Below are 14,762 nucleotides of genomic sequence, written 5' to 3'. Positions count from 1 at the left end.
CCGTTCCGAAAGGCATCCATGCTGTTCGAGGCGATCATCCTCGGGCTGGTCCAGGGACTCACCGAGTTCCTGCCGGTCTCCTCCAGCGCCCACCTGCGCATCCTCGGCGAGTTCCTGCCCTCCGCCGAGGATCCGGGTGCCGCATTCACCGCGATCACGCAGATCGGCACCGAGGCGGCCGTCGTCGTCTTCTTCTGGCGCGACATCGTGCGCATCATCGGCAACTGGTTCCGATCGATCGCCGGGCGCATCCCGCGCAACGACCCCGACGCGAAGATGGGCTGGCTCATCATCATCGGCAGCATCCCGATCGTCGTGCTCGGGCTCCTGTTCCAGGACCAGATCGAGACGACGTTCCGCTCCCTGTGGCTGGTGGCCGGGATGCTGATCTTCTTCGGTGTGCTCCTGGGAATCGCCGACCACGTGGGGGCCAAGCGCCGCAGGCTCCAGGACATCACCGTCGGCCACGGCGTGATCTACGGCTTCGCCCAGGCGCTCGCGCTGATTCCCGGGGTGTCCCGCTCGGGCGGCACCATCACGGCGGGTCTGTTCATGGGGTACGAGCGCGCCGCCGCCGCCCGCTATGCATTCCTCCTGGCGATCCCGGCCGTGTTCGGCAGCGGCTTCTACCAGCTGTTCAAGAGCTGGGATCAGCCCGGCGTGTTCACCCTCGGCGAGACGGCCCTCGCCACGGTCGTGGCGTTCATCGTGGCCCTCGGTGTGATCGCGTTCTTCATGAACTGGATCTCCAAGCGCAGCTTCCTGCCGTTCGTGGTCTACCGCGTCGCGCTCGGCTCACTCCTGCTGGTGCTGCTGAGCATGGGCGTGATCTCGGCCTGAGGCCCGACGGGCCCGGTCAGCGGCGGGGATCGTCGCGACCGGGCTTGCCGTGACCTTCGCCGCCGCGCCGCAGATACCGCTCGAACTCCTGCGCGATCGCGTCGCCCGACGCCTCGGGCGAGTCCCACGTGTCGCGGGTGCGCTCGAGCTGACGGATGTACTCGGTCATCTCCTCGTCGTCTGCCGCGGCGGCATCGATGGATGCCTCCCACGCGGCGGCCGCGGTCGCGAGGTCGCCGCGGTCGATGCGCGCACCGGTGAGGTCCTCGAGCCGGTCGAGGAGGGCGAGCGTCGCCTTCGGCGACGGCGTGTGACCCGCCACGTAATGGGGCACGCTCGCCCACAGCGCGGCGGTCGGGATTCCGGCCGCCTCGGCGGCATGGCCGAGCGCGCTGAGAATGCCGACGGGGCCCTCGTAGGTGCTGCGCTCGAGGCCCTGGCTGACGCGGAGCTGCTCGTTGTCGCTGCCCGCGAAGATCGAGATCGGACGCGTGTGCGGGACATCCGACATCATCGACCCGAGGGCGACCATGCCGGTGATGTCCTCCGCGAGCGCGGCGTCGACGAACTCGCCCGCGAACGCCTGCCAGGCCCGCGCCGGCTCGACACCGGTCAGCAGCCAGAGCTGGGTGCCGCGGGTGGCCCGCTTCGGGCGATAGAGCGTGGCCTCCGGCCAGCGCAGCGTGCGGCGGCCGTCGGCGTCGGCCGAGATGTGCGGTCGCGTGTACTGGTAGTCGAAGTACAGCTCGGGGTCCACCGAGAAGACCGGTTCGTAATCCGCGGCCTCCCTCAGCTGCGCGACGGCGGACGAGGCCGCTTCACCGGCGTCGTTCCACCCGTCGAACGCGGTGATGAGCACTCGGCGTCCCAGTCCGTTCACGCGACCTCCTCCGCGCCCCGCTCGGGGTTCCCTCAAGAATAGGCTCCCCCCGCCCGCGCCGGGCCGCGATGACGGCGAGTCCGGTGCTCGGGGACGCTCCTCGGTAGGATCGACAGGTGAATGCGCCCGCTCTCGCCGCCGTCCTGTGGGACATGGACGGCACGCTCGTCGACACCGAACCGTACTGGATGGCCGCCGAGACCCCGCTCGTGGAGAGCTTCGGCGGAACCTGGTCGCACGAGCAGGCCCTGGGCCTGGTCGGACTCGGACTCGAGGATTCCGCGCGGATCTTCCAGGAGGCAGGCGTGCGCATGGGCGTGCGCGAGATCATCGATCACCTCACCGACGACGTGATGGGACAGCTCGCCGACAAGGGCGTGCCGTTCCGCCCCGGTGCTCAGGAGCTGCTGCGGAGCCTGCGGGCCGCGGGAATCAAGACCGGCCTTGTCACCATGTCGATGCGGCGCATGGCGCAGACGGTGGTCGACCTGATCGACTTCGAGGCCTTCGACGTCGTGATCGCCGGAGACGACGCGACGCGACCCAAGCCCTTCCCCGACCCGTACCTGCAGGCCTGCGAGGCGCTCGGGGTCACCCCCGACCAGGTGGTGGCGATCGAAGACTCGCCCAACGGGCTGCGCTCGGCCGTGGCATCCGGCGCATCGGTGATCGGCGTGCCGCTCATGGTCTCGGTCGCGGGCGCCGGGGCGCACGCCGTCTGGCCGACCCTGGAGGGGCGCCAGGCCCACGACATCGCGGCCTTCCACGCCGCCCACCGCACCGAGGAGCACGACCGATGACCCAGCGCCCGAGCGGCCCCTTCCGCGTCGGAGATCGCGTGCAGCTGACCGGCCCCAAGGGGCGCCTGCACACCGTGACCCTCCGCGCCGACGGCGAGCTGCACACCCACCACGGCGTGCTGCGCCACGCCGACCTCATCGGCCAACCGGACGGCTCGGTCGTCGCCAACAGCGGCGGGCACGAGTACCTGGCGCTGCGGCCGCTCCTGCGCGACTTCGTCATGTCGATGCCCCGCGGCGCGGCGATCGTCTATCCGAAGGATGCCGCGCAGATCCTCGCGGAGGCGGACATCTTCCCCGGCGCGACGGTGGTCGAGGCCGGCGTCGGCTCCGGCGCGCTGTCGCTGTGGATCCTGCGGGCGATCGGCGCCGAGGGTCGTCTGGTCTCGTTCGAGCGCCGGCCCGAGTTCGCCGAGGTCGCGCGCGCGAACGTCGAGACCTTCACAGGCGCCGAGCCCGGCAACTGGGATGTCGTGGTGGGAGACCTGGTCGAGTCCCTCCCGGGCGCGGTGGAACCGGCATCCGTCGACCGCGTCGTGCTGGACATGCTCGCGCCGTGGGCGTGCATCGACGTGGTCGCCGACGCCCTCACTCCGGGTGGCGTGGTGGTCTGCTACGTGGCCACGGCGACGCAGCTCAGCCGGGTCGCCGAGTACATCCGCGGCACGGGGCTGTTCACCGAGCCCGACGCCAACGAGACGATGGTGCGCGGCTGGCACGTCGAGGGGCTCGCCGTGCGTCCCGACCATCGCATGGTCGCCCACACCGGATTCCTCGTGTGGGCGCGGCGGCTCGCCCCCGGCGCGGTGCCGCCGGAGGTCAAGCGACGCGCGTCCAAGTCGAGCTACGGCGACGAGGATGTCGAGCTGTGGACGCCCGGCGCCGTCGGAGATCGCCAGATCACCGACAAGAACCTCCGCAAGCGCGTGCGCGAGGCGCAGAAGGCTGCCGACGGCGCTCGGCAGGCTGCGTCGCAGGACTGAGGTGCGGCGCATCTAGACTGTTCCGGTGCGCAAGATCCCCGCTGCCTCCGCGATCATCGCCCTCGCCGTCGTCGGCCTGACCGGGTGCTCCCTTCCGGGCACCGGGGCGGGCTGCGAACGCCCTGCCGTATCCGGCGCGGAGACGATGGAGCTCATCTCCGTGTCGGGCTCCACCGATGCGGCCGCCCGCGTCGACACCTATACGCCGCTGCGCTTCGAGGCGACCGCGTATGAGGACGTCGAGACCGGCGAGGGGGTCGCGCTCACCTCCGACGACCAGCTCGGGGTGATCGATGTCACCCTGGTGAACGGCTCGACGGGCGAGACGATCGTCTCCACCCCGTACGACGGAGACCTCACGCGAGTGCTGTCGATGTCGCAGTGGCTGCAGTCGTTCCCGGGCTTCGAGACGGCGCTCGATTGCGCCACCGAGGGGTCGCGCGTGGCGATCGCGCTCGCGCCGGGCGATGTCGAGGCCGAGACCGCCGCGAGCCTGGGGCTTGCCGAGGACGACGCGGCGATCGCGGTCGTCGACATCCGCAAGCTCTACCTTCCGAAGGCGGACGGCGCACTTCAGTTCAACAGCGGCCTGGGCCTTCCCGCCGTCGTGCGCGCACCCGACGGCCGACCGGGCGTGATCATGCCCGAGGCGGATGCCCCGGACGAGCTCGTGATCCAGACGCTCAAGAAGGGCGACGGCGACGTCGTCGACGGCAGTGCGCCGGTGCGCGCCCACTACACGGGCGTGACCTGGGCCGACCGCGCGGTGTTCGACACCTCGTGGGACGGCGAGCCGGCCAGCTTCGAGCTCGACGGCGTCGTGCCGGGCTTCGCCGCCGCGCTGGAGGGTCAGACCGTCGGCTCCCAGGTGATGGTCGTCGTCCCGCCGGAGCTCGGCTACGGCGACCAGGAGCAGGGGTCGATCCCGGCCGGATCGACGCTCGTCTTCGTCATCGACATCCTCGGCATCGACGAGCCCGCCGCCTGATCCGCTCCGGTCGCCGGCGTGGCCGCGACCCCGTCCTAGGATGAGGGAGTGCCCGCCAAAGCCCCCGCGAAGAGTCCCCCGAGGAGCGGCTCGTCAACCTCGTCGTCGCCCTGACGGCGACCGACCAGGGCCTGACCAAGGAGACGATCCTGGCGTCGGTCGCCGGCTACCGCGAACAGGCGGGCGCGGGAGTGGGCAAGGACGCGCTCGAGAAGATGTTCGAGCGCGACAAGGAGAATCTCCGCCGGCTGGGCGTTCCGATCGAGACCATCGGCGACTCCGCCGACCCCGACGACCTCCGCGAGGCGCGCTACCGGGTGCCCACGGCCGAGTACGAGCTCCCCGTCGACATCTCCTTCACTCCCGCCGAGCTGGCGCTGCTCACCCTGGCAGGCGGTGTCTGGAGCGAGAGCTCGATGTCGGAGGACGCCCGCAGCGGCGTGCGCAAGATCCGCGCGCTGGGGATCGCCGTGGACCAGCCGATCCAGGGCTTCGCCCCGCGCATCGCCGTGAACGAAGCGGCGTTCGACCCTCTCAACCGGGCGATCGAGCGGCTGCAGGTGGTGGTCTTCCCCTACCTCATGCCCGGAGGCACCGCGCCGCGCACGCGCCATCTGAAGCCCCTCGCGCTGCTCGAATACGAGGGGCGCTGGCACGTGTACGGCTATGACATCGACATGGAGGCCGACCGCACGTTCCTGCTCTCGCGCATCGTCGGCCCGGTGCGCACGACCCGCACCGCGTTCGACGCGGCACTCGTGGAGGGCGCGGGCGCGCGGGCGCTGCGTGGGCTCGCGCAGCTGGCACAGCGCCAGTCCGCGCTGCTGGAGGTCGATCCGGGCACCGAGGCGGCGCTGCGTCTGGGGCGGCGGTCCGCTCCGGCGGACCAGGGCATCCGCGTGCCCTACGTCGACGCGCACATCTTCGCCGACGAGCTCGCCTCGTACGGACCCGAGGTGCGGGTCGTCGAGCCCGCGACGCTGCGCGACCTCGTCGTGACGCGGCTGGAAGCGGCGGCGGCGGCGAACGCCCGCACGGAGGGGGATGCCGCATGAGTCCCATGCCGTCGATGGCCGTCGACCGTGCCGCCCTCTACCTTCAGCTCGTGCCGTATCTCATCGGCAAGGGCGAGGTCTCCCTCGCGGAAGCCGCCGACGCCTTCGCGGTGGAGCCGGAGCAGATGCGGGGGATGGTCGAGAAGATCACGATCCTCGGGCGCCCGGGCGAGGCCGGCTTCTACCAGATGCCCAATGACCTGTTCGATATCGACTGGGACCTCCTCGACACGCAGGATCTCATCGTCATCACCAACACGGTGGGCCTGGAGCGCGTCCCGCGGCTCACGGCGCGGGAGGTCGCGGCGCTGCTGGCGGGCCTTCAGCTGGCGCGGAGCATCCCCGGGGTCGGCGACTCCGCCCTTTACGAGGGGCTGCTGGCCAAGCTGTCGCGCGGCGGGTCGGGCACGCCGGCGGAGGTGATCGTCGCCCCAGGACCGGTCGACCATGTGCGGATCACGGTCGCCGAGGCGCTCGCGAGCGGCGTCGCCGTGTCGTTCACGTACAAGGCGCCCGACGCGGCGCCCACCACGCGCACCGTCGATCCGGTGAAGGTCAACGTGGCCAGCGGCCAGTGGTACCTGCAGGGCTGGTGCCACCTGCGCCAGGCGATGCGCACGTTCCATCTCGACCGTGTCAGCGACATCGCCCTCACCGACATCCCGATCACCCACGCCCAGGAGCAGGTCCCGGCGTGGTTCGCCGATCGCGATCGCGGAGCGGTCGCCCGCATCCGCTTCCCCAGGGATGTCGCGCCGCTGCTGGGCGAGTTCCTCGACGGCGCGACGATCGAGGAAGACGGCGCGTTCGCGGTCGCGACGATGCGGATGCCGGATGAGACGGCGCTGCGCCGCCTCGCGGCGCGCCGCGGCGGACTGGTGGAGATCCTCGAGCCCGCCTCGGCGCGACAGGCTGCGGCCGAATGGGCACGAGCCGCACTCGAGCAGTACCGCTGACGTTCACCGGCCGGGCGCCGGGTGACGACTCTCGCGCCTCGGCCGGGGTTACACTAAGGCGAACCCCTCGAAAGGACTTTCCCATGGGCATTCAAGGCTGGCAGTGGCTGCTGATCCTGGCCGTCATCCTGCTCCTGTTCGGTGCGGCGAAGCTGCCCGCTCTGGCCAAGAGCATGGGACAGTCCGCACGCGTCTTCAAGGGTGAGATGAAGGCGATGAAAGACGAGGACGCCGCCCGCACGGGCGACACCGAGACGGCGAAGCCGGCACCGACGACGTCCGAGGCTTCGGAGAAGGCTCGCCCCGACGCGGGCAGCACTCCCAGCGCAAGCAGCTGAGGGTGGTGACGGCGGGACCGCCGCGCGTGGAGGATGCCGACTCGCCGCGGCGTGACAAGCGCATGTCGCTGGGCGGACACCTCGTCGAGCTGCGCAAGCGCCTCATGATCGGCGCCATCGCGCTGGTCGTGGGCATGGTGGTGGCGTTCATCATCACCGATCCGGTGCTGACGCTGATCACGGAGCCCATCCGCATGGTCGCGGACGACCGCGGCGAGGGCGCGAAGGTGGAGCTCATGTTCAGCACCGTCACCTCGGGCTTCGACCTGCGGCTGCGGATGTCCATCGCGATCGGTCTCCTGCTGTCGGCGCCGATCTGGCTGTGGCAGGTGTGGGCGTTCGTCATGCCCGGACTCACCCGCAAGGAGATCCGCTACACGGTCGGGTTCCTCGGCGCCGCCGTGCCCCTGTTCTTCCTGGGCGCGGCGACCGGACTGTACGTGATGCCGAACATCGTCAGCCTCATGGCGCAGTTCGTGCCCGATGGTGCGGCCGCGTTCTACGACGCGTCGTACTACTACGACTTCGTGTTCAAGCTGCTGCTGTTCGTGGGCGTCGCGTACGTGCTGCCGGTCTTCCTCGTCGCGCTGAACCTCGCGGGGATCGTCTCCGGCAAGGCGATCCTGCACGGATGGCGCATCGCGGTGATCGTCTCGGTCGTGTTCGCCGCGCTGGCCACACCGCCGGCAGATGTGGCGACGACATTCCTGCTGGCCGGCATCATGATGCTGCTCTTCTTCGCGGCGGCCGGCATCTCCCTCCTGTTCGATCGGCGTCGGGCCAAGCGCGAGGCGGCGTTCCTGCCGCCCGAGGCCGGCGAGTGACGGCGGCCGATCCGGCCGAGCGCTATGCGCGCGCGAGCGAGAGCGCGCGCCAGGATCGGAGCCATCCGATCACCGCGGATTTCGCGGCGGGCCAGCGATTCATCCTCGACCCGTTCCAGCTCGAGGGATGCCGCGCCCTCGAAGACGGGCGGAGCGTGCTTGTGGCCGCGCCCACAGGCGCGGGTAAGACGATCGTCGGCGAGTTCGCGGTGCATCTGGCGATGCGCGAGCCCGGTGACAAGGCCTTCTACACGACGCCGATGAAGGCCCTGTCCAACCAGAAATTCCGAGAGCTCCAGGAGGTCTACGGCGCCGACGAGGTCGGGCTGCTCACCGGCGACACCAACATCAACGGCAGCGCGCGCGTCGTGGTGATGACCACGGAAGTGCTGCGGAACATGCTGTACGCGGACTCGCCCGCCCTGCGGGGGCTGCGGTACGTGGTGATGGACGAGGTGCACTATCTCGCCGACCGCTTCCGCGGCGCGGTCTGGGAAGAGGTCATCATCCACCTGCCGGCGAGCGTCAAGCTCGTGTCGCTGTCGGCCACCGTGTCGAACGCGGAGGAGTTCGGCGACTGGCTGGACACCGTTCGTGGAGACACCGAGGTGATCGTCTCGGAGACGCGACCGGTCCCGCTGGAGCAGCATGTGCTCGTCCGCGGTGATCTGCTGCCCCTGTTCGACGATCGCGCCGGAGTGGCCACGGCACAGGTCAATCAAGAGCTGATGCGCATCCGGTCGTTCAAGGGACCGACGTACCAGGGCAATCGCCAGGCGCAGCAGATGCGCAGCGCGCGGGACCGGGACGGATACGGTTCCTCGGCGCGCCGGCCGCACCGGGGCGGCAAGCGGCCGGTGCGGTCGGCGAACGTGCGCCGCATCGAGCGCCTCGACCGCCCCGATGTCGTGCAGCTGCTCGCGCGCGCCAACCTCCTGCCGGTGATCTTCTTCATCTTCAGCCGCGTGGGCTGCGACGCCGCGGTGCAGCAGGTGCGCCGGGGCGGAGTCCGGCTCACCAGTCACGAGGAGCGCGTCACGATCCGTTCGATCGTGGAGGATCGCACGCGCACCATCCTCGACGAGGATCGCGCCGTGCTCGGCTACGACGAGTGGCTCGACAACCTGGAGCGCGGCGTCGCCGCGCACCACGCCGGCCTCCTCCCCGCCTTCAAGGAGGTGGTCGAGGAGCTGTTCCAGCGCAAGCTGGTGAAGGTCGTGTTCGCCACCGAGACGCTGGCCCTGGGCATCAACATGCCCGCGCGCACCGTGGTGCTGGAGAAGCTCGAGAAGTTCAACGGCGAGGCGCGGGTCGCGATCACATCGGGCGAGTACACGCAGCTGACCGGGAGGGCGGGGCGGCGCGGCATCGACGTCGAAGGTCACGCCGTCATCCAGTGGACGGAAGGCGTCGATCCGCAGGCGGTCGCCGCGCTCGCCTCGCGACGCACCTATCCACTCAACTCGAGCTTCCGGCCCACGTACAACATGGCGGTGAACCTCATCGATCAGTTCGGCCGCGCCCAGGCCCGCGAGATCCTGGAGTCGTCGTTCGCCCAGTTCCAGGCCGACCGGGCGGTGGTCGGCCTCGCCCGCCGCGTCAAGGAGCAGGAGGAGTCGCTCGCCGGGTACGAGAAGTCGATGACGTGCGATCGCGGCGACTTCGCGGAGTACTCCTCGATCCGGCGAGAGCTCAGCGACCTGGAGAAGCTCAACCGCAAGGATGCCACCGCATCTCGGTCCACGCGCGACAAGCGTCTGCGGGAGATCGGCGGTCTGCGCCGGCGCATGCAGCGACACCCGTGCCACCAGTGCCCCGAACGGGAGCACCACGCCCGCTGGGCCGAGCGGTACTGGAAGCTCAAGCGCGAGATCGACCGCACGCGCCGCCAGATCGAGACCCGCACCGGCACCGTCGCGCGCGTGTTCGACCGCGTGATCGATGTGCTCGCGGCGCTCGGCTACGTGCGGCTCGACGGCGAGCGCGCAGAGCTCACCGACGCCGGCCGCACCATGCGCCGCATCTACGGCGAGCGCGATCTCCTCGTCGCCGAGTGCCTCCGCCTCGGACTGTGGAACGACGTGGATGCCGCGTCCCTCGCGGCTCTCGCGTGCTGCCTGGTCTACGAGCCGCGGCGCGACGACGGCGCACCCGGCGATCACGCGCTGCCGCGCGGGGCGTTCCGTCGGGCGCTGGCGTCGACGCAGGAGCTGTGGCAGCGACTGGACGACCTCGAGCGCGACAGCCGACTGCCCGGCTCCGAGCCCGTGGCGGCGGGGCTCGCCCAGGCCATGTACGGCTGGGCCCGCGGACTGCCGCTGGAGCGGGTGCTCGACGATGCCGACATGGCCGCCGGCGACTTCGTGCGCTGGGCCAAGCAGACGATCGATCTGCTCGACCAGCTCTCGATCGTCGCCGAACCCGACCTCGCCTCGACCGCCCGCAGGGCGCTCGAGGCGGTGCGGCGCGGCATCGTCGCGTACTCGTCGGTGTGACGCCGTGGTCGCGGTGAGCGGGGGACCGGACCGGGCGGCGCACCCGCCTAGGCTGGAATCCGTGCCGAGTCCGATTCCGCGCATGCGTCCGCTGCTGCCCCTGTGGGCAGCGCTGCTCGTCTCCATCGCGGGAGGAGCGGTGCTCGATCTGTCGTTCCCCGACGTCGGCTGGTGGCCGCTCGCGGTGGTCGGGGTCGGGATGTCGCTCGTGGCGCTCATCGGCCGTGGCGTCGGAGGCGCCCTCTTGTCGGGGCTCGCCTTCGGCGCGTCGTTCCACCTGATCCACATCATGTGGATCACGCGCTACCTCGGTGTCATCCCGTGGTTCGCCCTTGCCGGCATCGAGACGCTGTTCCTGGCGGTCGGATCCATTCCCATCGCCCTGGCGTATCGCTGGATGCCGCGGGTGCTGCCCGCGCGATGGGCGCAGCTGACTCTCCTTCCCCTGCTGATCGCGGGACTGTGGACCGCACGGGAGCTGTTCATGGGCTCGTGGCCGTATACGGGGTTCCCGTGGGGCCGCATCGGCATGAGCCAGTCCGAGAGTCCGCTCGCGCACCTGGCGTCGTGGGTCGGGGTGTCGGGTCTCACCTTCCTCATGGTCGCCTTCTCGGCAGCGGTCATCGAGTGGCTGCGTGCGCGCCGGGTGCGGGATGTGCGCACCGCCGCGCCGGCCGCCATCCTCGCGGTCGTCCTGCTCGTCACGCCGGCGTGGACGACAGCCTCAGCCGGCACGCTCCGGGTGGGCGCCGTGCAGGGCAACGGTCCATCGGGATACTTCGACGAGCGCGAGCGCAACTCGGTGCTCAACGCGCAGCTCGAGGCCACCGCGCCCCTCCTCGGGGAAGAGATGGACGTGCTGCTGTGGCCGGAGGGCGGCATCGACTCCGATCCGCTCCAGAACGCGTCCACCGCGTCGGTGCTCGACGCGCTCTCCGAACGGGTGGATGCTCCGCTCATCGTCAACGCGGCGACCACCCGCGGCGAGGACACCTTCAACACGTCGATGCTGTGGGTCGCCGGCGAGGGCGCGGTCGCCCTGCATGACAAGGCGAATCCGGTGCCGATGGGGGAGTACGTCCCCGATCGCTGGTTCTACGAGATGATCGTGCCCGACCTCATCGGCCTCATCCAGCGGGAGTACACGCCCGGCACGAACCCGCCGTTCTTCGATGTCGAGGGGGTGGGTGTGGGGCTGGCGATCTGCTTCGACGTCATCTACGACGCGGTGATCTGGGACGGCGCCCGCGACGGCGCGCAGGTCTACATGTTCCAGACCAACAATGCCGACTTCCGCGACACCGACGAGAACCTCCAGCAGCTGGCATTCGCCCGCATGCGGGCTATCGAGACGGGCCGCGCCGTGGTCAACCTCTCGACCGTGGGCACGAGCCAGGTCATCGCTCCCGACGGATCGACGATCGACGGACTCCCCGCCGGCGAAGCGGGCGCGATGCTCACCGATGTGCCGTTGCGCTCTGGGCTGACCCCCGCCGTGGTGGCCGGGGGCGGCATCCAGTTCGTCCTGGGATGGGGGAGCGTCGTCGCCTTCGCACTCCTCGGCGTCACGGCGTGGCGTCGTTCCCGGGCGCACGCGAAGACGCCGGCCCCGTCGGGGACCGGCGTCGAGCGTGGTGCTTAGCGGATCAGGCGCTGATCTTGTCCGTCGCGGCGTCACCGCGGCGGGCGCGCAGCAGAGCGAGGCGCTCTTCGAGGAGCTCCTCCAGCTCGGGGATCGTACGGCGCTCGAGCAGCATGTCCCAGTGGCTGCGGGGCGTCTTGTCACCGCTGTGGTCGACTGTCGCGGTGCCGTCGCCGATGCGCAGGAGAGCCTCGGCGCCGCACGTGCGGCACTCCCAGGCTTCGGGAACCTCTGCGTCGGCGGCGAAGGTCAGGGTGGTGTCACGTCCGCAGGACGTGCACGAGTAGATGTGTTGTGCGCGCTCATGGAACACGACGCCCTCTTCGCTCTGTAGGCTCTGGGCGCCGAGTCGAATGCCGCGCAGACTGCGGTCTGCCATTGTGTGGTCCTCTCGTCGCTGTTCAGGTATAACGAACCCACCTGTGCGCATCATCCGAACGGGCCCGTGCGCGGCCTCATTCACAGCCGATGCCCAGCGGGCTCGGCGTCAGTGCGCGACCAGTTCGAGGGCGACGTCTGCGCGGTCGGTGACGATGCCGTCGACTCCCATCGACAGCAGGCGTCGCATGTCGTCGGCGTCGTTGACGGTCCACACGTGAACCTCGACGCCGGCGGCGTGCGCGTAGTGGATCATCCGCGGCGTGACCACGCGGATGCGGCCTTTGCGCTCGGGCACCTGCACGGCGTCCACATCGCGCAGCACGCGCGCCGCGACCCGCTCCGAGCGCATCGCCACCGCCGCGACCAGCCGCTGGATCGTGGCGGTGCCGGCGGAGGTTGCGGGACGATCCGCGCCCGCGCGCTGCACCGCCTCGAGGGCGGCGAGGCGGCGCACGTCGGAGAAGCTCGTGAGCAGCACCCGATCAGGGTGGGCCGCGACGCCCGCGCCGACGGCGTCGGCGGCGTCGTCGGCTTTGACATCGAGGTTGAATCGGACCGTCGGAAAGGCCTCGAGCGCCTGCTCGAGCGTGATCAGGCCGCCCCGGGGCGCCATCAGCACCGACAGTTCGCGCGCCGTGACGTCGGACACCCGCCGGGGGTCTCCGGTGACCCGCGAGAGGTCGTCGTCGTGGAAGAGCACGACGACTCCATCGCGCGTGAGGTGGCAGTCGGACTCGACGTATTCGGCGCCCGCCGCGTGGGCGGCGGCGACGGCGCTGAAGGAGTTCTCGACGATGTCCTCGCCCCCCGGGTCGGGAACGAGGCCCCGATGGGCGAGCACGCGCGGGTGCTCGCCCGCGAACCACGGATGGGCCGCACGCGCCGGTTCAGCGCGGGTCATCGGCGGCGTCGCCCAGACCGGGCGTGCGTGCCATCGCTTCCGACGCGATGTCGTCGGCGGCCGACGCGGCCTCGCGTGCCGCCGCGACCGCCTCGGCCGCCGCGCTCGTGCCGGCGCCGCCTGCCGACGACGGACGGGGGCGGGGCGACGGGGCGCGGGACGGATCGGGAGCCGGAGCCCGGCCGGCGAACGCATCTCCGATGCCGCGCAGGGCCTCGGTGAACTCGCTCGGGATGATCCACATCTTGCTCGACGGGCTCTCGGCGATCTTGGGGAGCGTCTGCAGGTACTGGTAGGCGAGGAGCTTGTCGTCGGGATCGCCGTGGTGGATCGCGCCGAAAACCATCTCGATCGCCTCCGCCTCGCCCTGCGCGCGCAGCACCGCGGCCTGCTTGTCGCCCTCCGCCTTGAGGATCTCGGCCTGACGCCGTCCCTCGGCCTCGAGGATCTGCGACTGCTTCGACCCCTCTGCCGTGAGGATCGCGGCGCGCCGGTCGCGTTCGGCGCGCATCTGCTTCTCCATCGAGTCCTGGATCGAGTGCGGCGGGTCGATCGCCTTCAGCTCGACCCGGGAGACGCGCAGACCCCACTTGCCCGTGGCCTCGTCGAGCACCAGGCGGAGCTGTCCGTTGATGTTGTCGCGGCTGGTGAGGGCCTCCTCGAGGTTGAGCCCTCCCACGACGTTTCGCAGCGTCGTCGTGGTGAGCTGCTCGACGGCGCTCAGGTAGTTCGCGATCTCGTAGGTGGCCGCGCGCGCGTCGGTCACCTGGAAGTACACGACGGTGTCGATGGAGACCACGAGGTTGTCCTCGGTGATCACCGGCTGCGGGGGGAAGGAGACCACCTGCTCGCGCATGTCGACGAGCGGGCGGAGCCGATCGATGAACGGGACCAGCAGGTTCAGTCCCGGCTGCAACGTGCGCTGGTAGCGACCGAGCCGCTCGACGACGCCCGCGTATGCCTGCGGGATGATCCTGATGGAGCGGAAGATCACCACGACCACGAAGATCGCGACGACCAGCAGCAGGATGATGATGAAGATCTGTCCGATGAACGCGCCGATGTCAACCATCGTCGGTGGTCCTCTCCTTGGGGGGCGTGTCCGTGCGCGGCGGTTCCGCGGGCGCGGGGCGGGCGGCGGGCGCGACCTCGACGGTGGCCCCGAGCACCGCTGAGACGGTCACGCGTGTGCCGACGCCCGCGTCGCCGTCGGCGAGATCCTCACCCAGTCGCGCGGTCCAGGTCTCGCCGTTGTCGAGCTTCACCGACCCGGCGCCGTCGACGAAGGGGGCCACCACGCGGCCGCCCATCCCGTAGATGGCATCGACGTTCGTCGCGACCGCGCGCGAGCTCTTGCGCAGCACACGCAGCAGGAGAGGGCGGATGGTGAACAGCAGCAGTGCCGACAGCACGGCCGCCGCGCCGATCTGCAGCCACCAGGGCCCGCCGAGGAGGTTCACCCCGAGTCCGCCGATGAGGCTGCCGACCGCGAGCATCAGGAACGTGAACTCCAGCGTGAGCAGTTCGATGATCACGAACAGCAGCGCCAGCGACAGCCAGAGAATCCACATGTACTCCGTGAGATCCGGCAGCATCGCGCGTCCTTCCCGTCCCTGCTCCGACCCTACAAGCCCCAGCCCGCACGTGGGGCCATTGATAGGGTCGAGGGGCCCGTGTCC

The 14,762-nt window shown here is 70.4% G+C and carries 15 protein-coding genes; 10 read left to right on the top strand and 5 right to left on the bottom strand.

Going from position 1 to position 14,762, the window contains the following annotated elements; translation table 11 throughout:
• Positions 1–18 precede the first annotated feature (18 nt).
• Positions 19–840 (top strand): undecaprenyl-diphosphate phosphatase, encoded by an 822-nt coding sequence (locus HQM25_RS09390; protein WP_172989993.1) that lies wholly within the window; start codon positions 19–21, stop codon positions 838–840.
• 16 nt (positions 841–856) lie between these two features.
• On the opposite strand, the gene HQM25_RS09385 is transcribed toward HQM25_RS09390, so the two are convergent.
• A complete protein-coding gene (locus HQM25_RS09385; RefSeq protein WP_172989992.1) occupies positions 857–1,720 on the bottom strand; it encodes a PAC2 family protein in 864 nt (287 codons plus the stop codon).
• A gap of 116 nt (positions 1,721–1,836) precedes the next feature.
• Here HQM25_RS09385 and HQM25_RS09380 point away from each other — a divergent pair, with 116 nt between their 5' ends.
• The 9 genes from HQM25_RS09380 (at position 1,837) to lnt (ending at position 11,801) form a co-directional block, all read left to right on the top strand.
• The gene (locus HQM25_RS09380) at positions 1,837–2,520 is read left to right on the top strand and encodes an HAD family hydrolase (protein WP_172989991.1); all 684 of its coding nucleotides are present in this window, start codon (positions 1,837–1,839) and stop codon (positions 2,518–2,520) included.
• The gene (locus HQM25_RS09375) at positions 2,517–3,503 is read left to right on the top strand and encodes a tRNA (adenine-N1)-methyltransferase (protein WP_172989990.1); all 987 of its coding nucleotides are present in this window, start codon (positions 2,517–2,519) and stop codon (positions 3,501–3,503) included. The genes HQM25_RS09380 and HQM25_RS09375 overlap by 4 nt, the downstream gene beginning before the upstream one ends.
• A 25-nt stretch (positions 3,504–3,528) precedes the next feature.
• On the top strand, positions 3,529–4,491 hold the full coding sequence (locus HQM25_RS09370; RefSeq protein WP_172989989.1) for an FKBP-type peptidyl-prolyl cis-trans isomerase: 963 nt from the start codon (positions 3,529–3,531) through the stop codon (positions 4,489–4,491).
• 191 nt (positions 4,492–4,682) lie between these two features.
• On the top strand, positions 4,683–5,546 hold the full coding sequence (locus HQM25_RS09365) for a helix-turn-helix transcriptional regulator (RefSeq protein ID WP_254359240.1): 864 nt from the start codon (positions 4,683–4,685) through the stop codon (positions 5,544–5,546).
• Positions 5,543–6,502, top strand: coding sequence for a helix-turn-helix transcriptional regulator (locus HQM25_RS09360; protein WP_172989988.1), 960 nt, complete (start codon positions 5,543–5,545; stop codon positions 6,500–6,502). The genes HQM25_RS09365 and HQM25_RS09360 overlap by 4 nt, the downstream gene beginning before the upstream one ends.
• 83 nt (positions 6,503–6,585) lie before the next feature.
• Positions 6,586–6,840 carry a Sec-independent protein translocase subunit TatA gene (gene tatA / locus HQM25_RS09355; protein ID WP_172989987.1) on the top strand — a complete coding sequence of 85 codons (255 nt, stop codon included), beginning with the start codon at positions 6,586–6,588 and terminating at the stop codon, positions 6,838–6,840.
• Between the two features lie 62 nt (positions 6,841–6,902).
• On the top strand, positions 6,903–7,664 hold the full coding sequence (gene tatC, locus HQM25_RS09350) for a twin-arginine translocase subunit TatC (protein WP_172991595.1): 762 nt from the start codon (positions 6,903–6,905) through the stop codon (positions 7,662–7,664).
• The gene (locus tag HQM25_RS09345) at positions 7,661–10,159 is read left to right on the top strand and encodes a DEAD/DEAH box helicase (RefSeq protein WP_172989986.1); all 2,499 of its coding nucleotides are present in this window, start codon (positions 7,661–7,663) and stop codon (positions 10,157–10,159) included. Before tatC ends, HQM25_RS09345 begins: the two co-directional genes overlap by 4 nt.
• A gap of 82 nt (positions 10,160–10,241) precedes the next feature.
• A complete protein-coding gene (gene lnt, locus HQM25_RS09340) occupies positions 10,242–11,801 on the top strand; it encodes an apolipoprotein N-acyltransferase (RefSeq protein ID WP_172991594.1) in 1,560 nt (519 codons plus the stop codon).
• A 4-nt stretch (positions 11,802–11,805) separates the two neighbouring features.
• Here the strand turns inward: lnt and HQM25_RS09335 are convergent, their stop codons facing one another.
• The 4 genes from HQM25_RS09335 to HQM25_RS09320 all read right to left on the bottom strand — a co-directional run bounded on the left by HQM25_RS09335 (position 11,806) and on the right by HQM25_RS09320 (position 14,678).
• Positions 11,806–12,180 (bottom strand): RNA polymerase-binding protein RbpA, encoded by a 375-nt coding sequence (locus tag HQM25_RS09335; RefSeq protein ID WP_172989985.1) that lies wholly within the window; start codon positions 12,178–12,180, stop codon positions 11,806–11,808.
• Positions 12,181–12,288: 108 nt separating this feature from the next.
• Entirely contained in the window at positions 12,289–13,083 is a 795-nt protein-coding gene (locus HQM25_RS09330) for a glycerophosphodiester phosphodiesterase family protein (RefSeq protein WP_172989984.1), read from the bottom strand.
• Positions 13,070–14,155 (bottom strand): SPFH domain-containing protein, encoded by a 1,086-nt coding sequence (locus HQM25_RS09325; protein WP_172989983.1) that lies wholly within the window; start codon positions 14,153–14,155, stop codon positions 13,070–13,072. Before HQM25_RS09325 ends, HQM25_RS09330 begins: the two co-directional genes overlap by 14 nt.
• The gene (locus HQM25_RS09320; protein WP_172989982.1) at positions 14,148–14,678 is read right to left on the bottom strand and encodes an NfeD family protein; all 531 of its coding nucleotides are present in this window, start codon (positions 14,676–14,678) and stop codon (positions 14,148–14,150) included. The genes HQM25_RS09325 and HQM25_RS09320 overlap by 8 nt, the downstream gene beginning before the upstream one ends.
• Positions 14,679–14,762 lie beyond the last annotated feature (84 nt).

This window comes from Microbacterium hominis, assembly GCF_013282805.1.
In the GTDB taxonomy this organism is placed as follows: domain Bacteria; phylum Actinomycetota; class Actinomycetes; order Actinomycetales; family Microbacteriaceae; genus Microbacterium; species Microbacterium hominis_B.
This window is presented reverse-complemented; position numbering and strand designations above follow the sequence as displayed.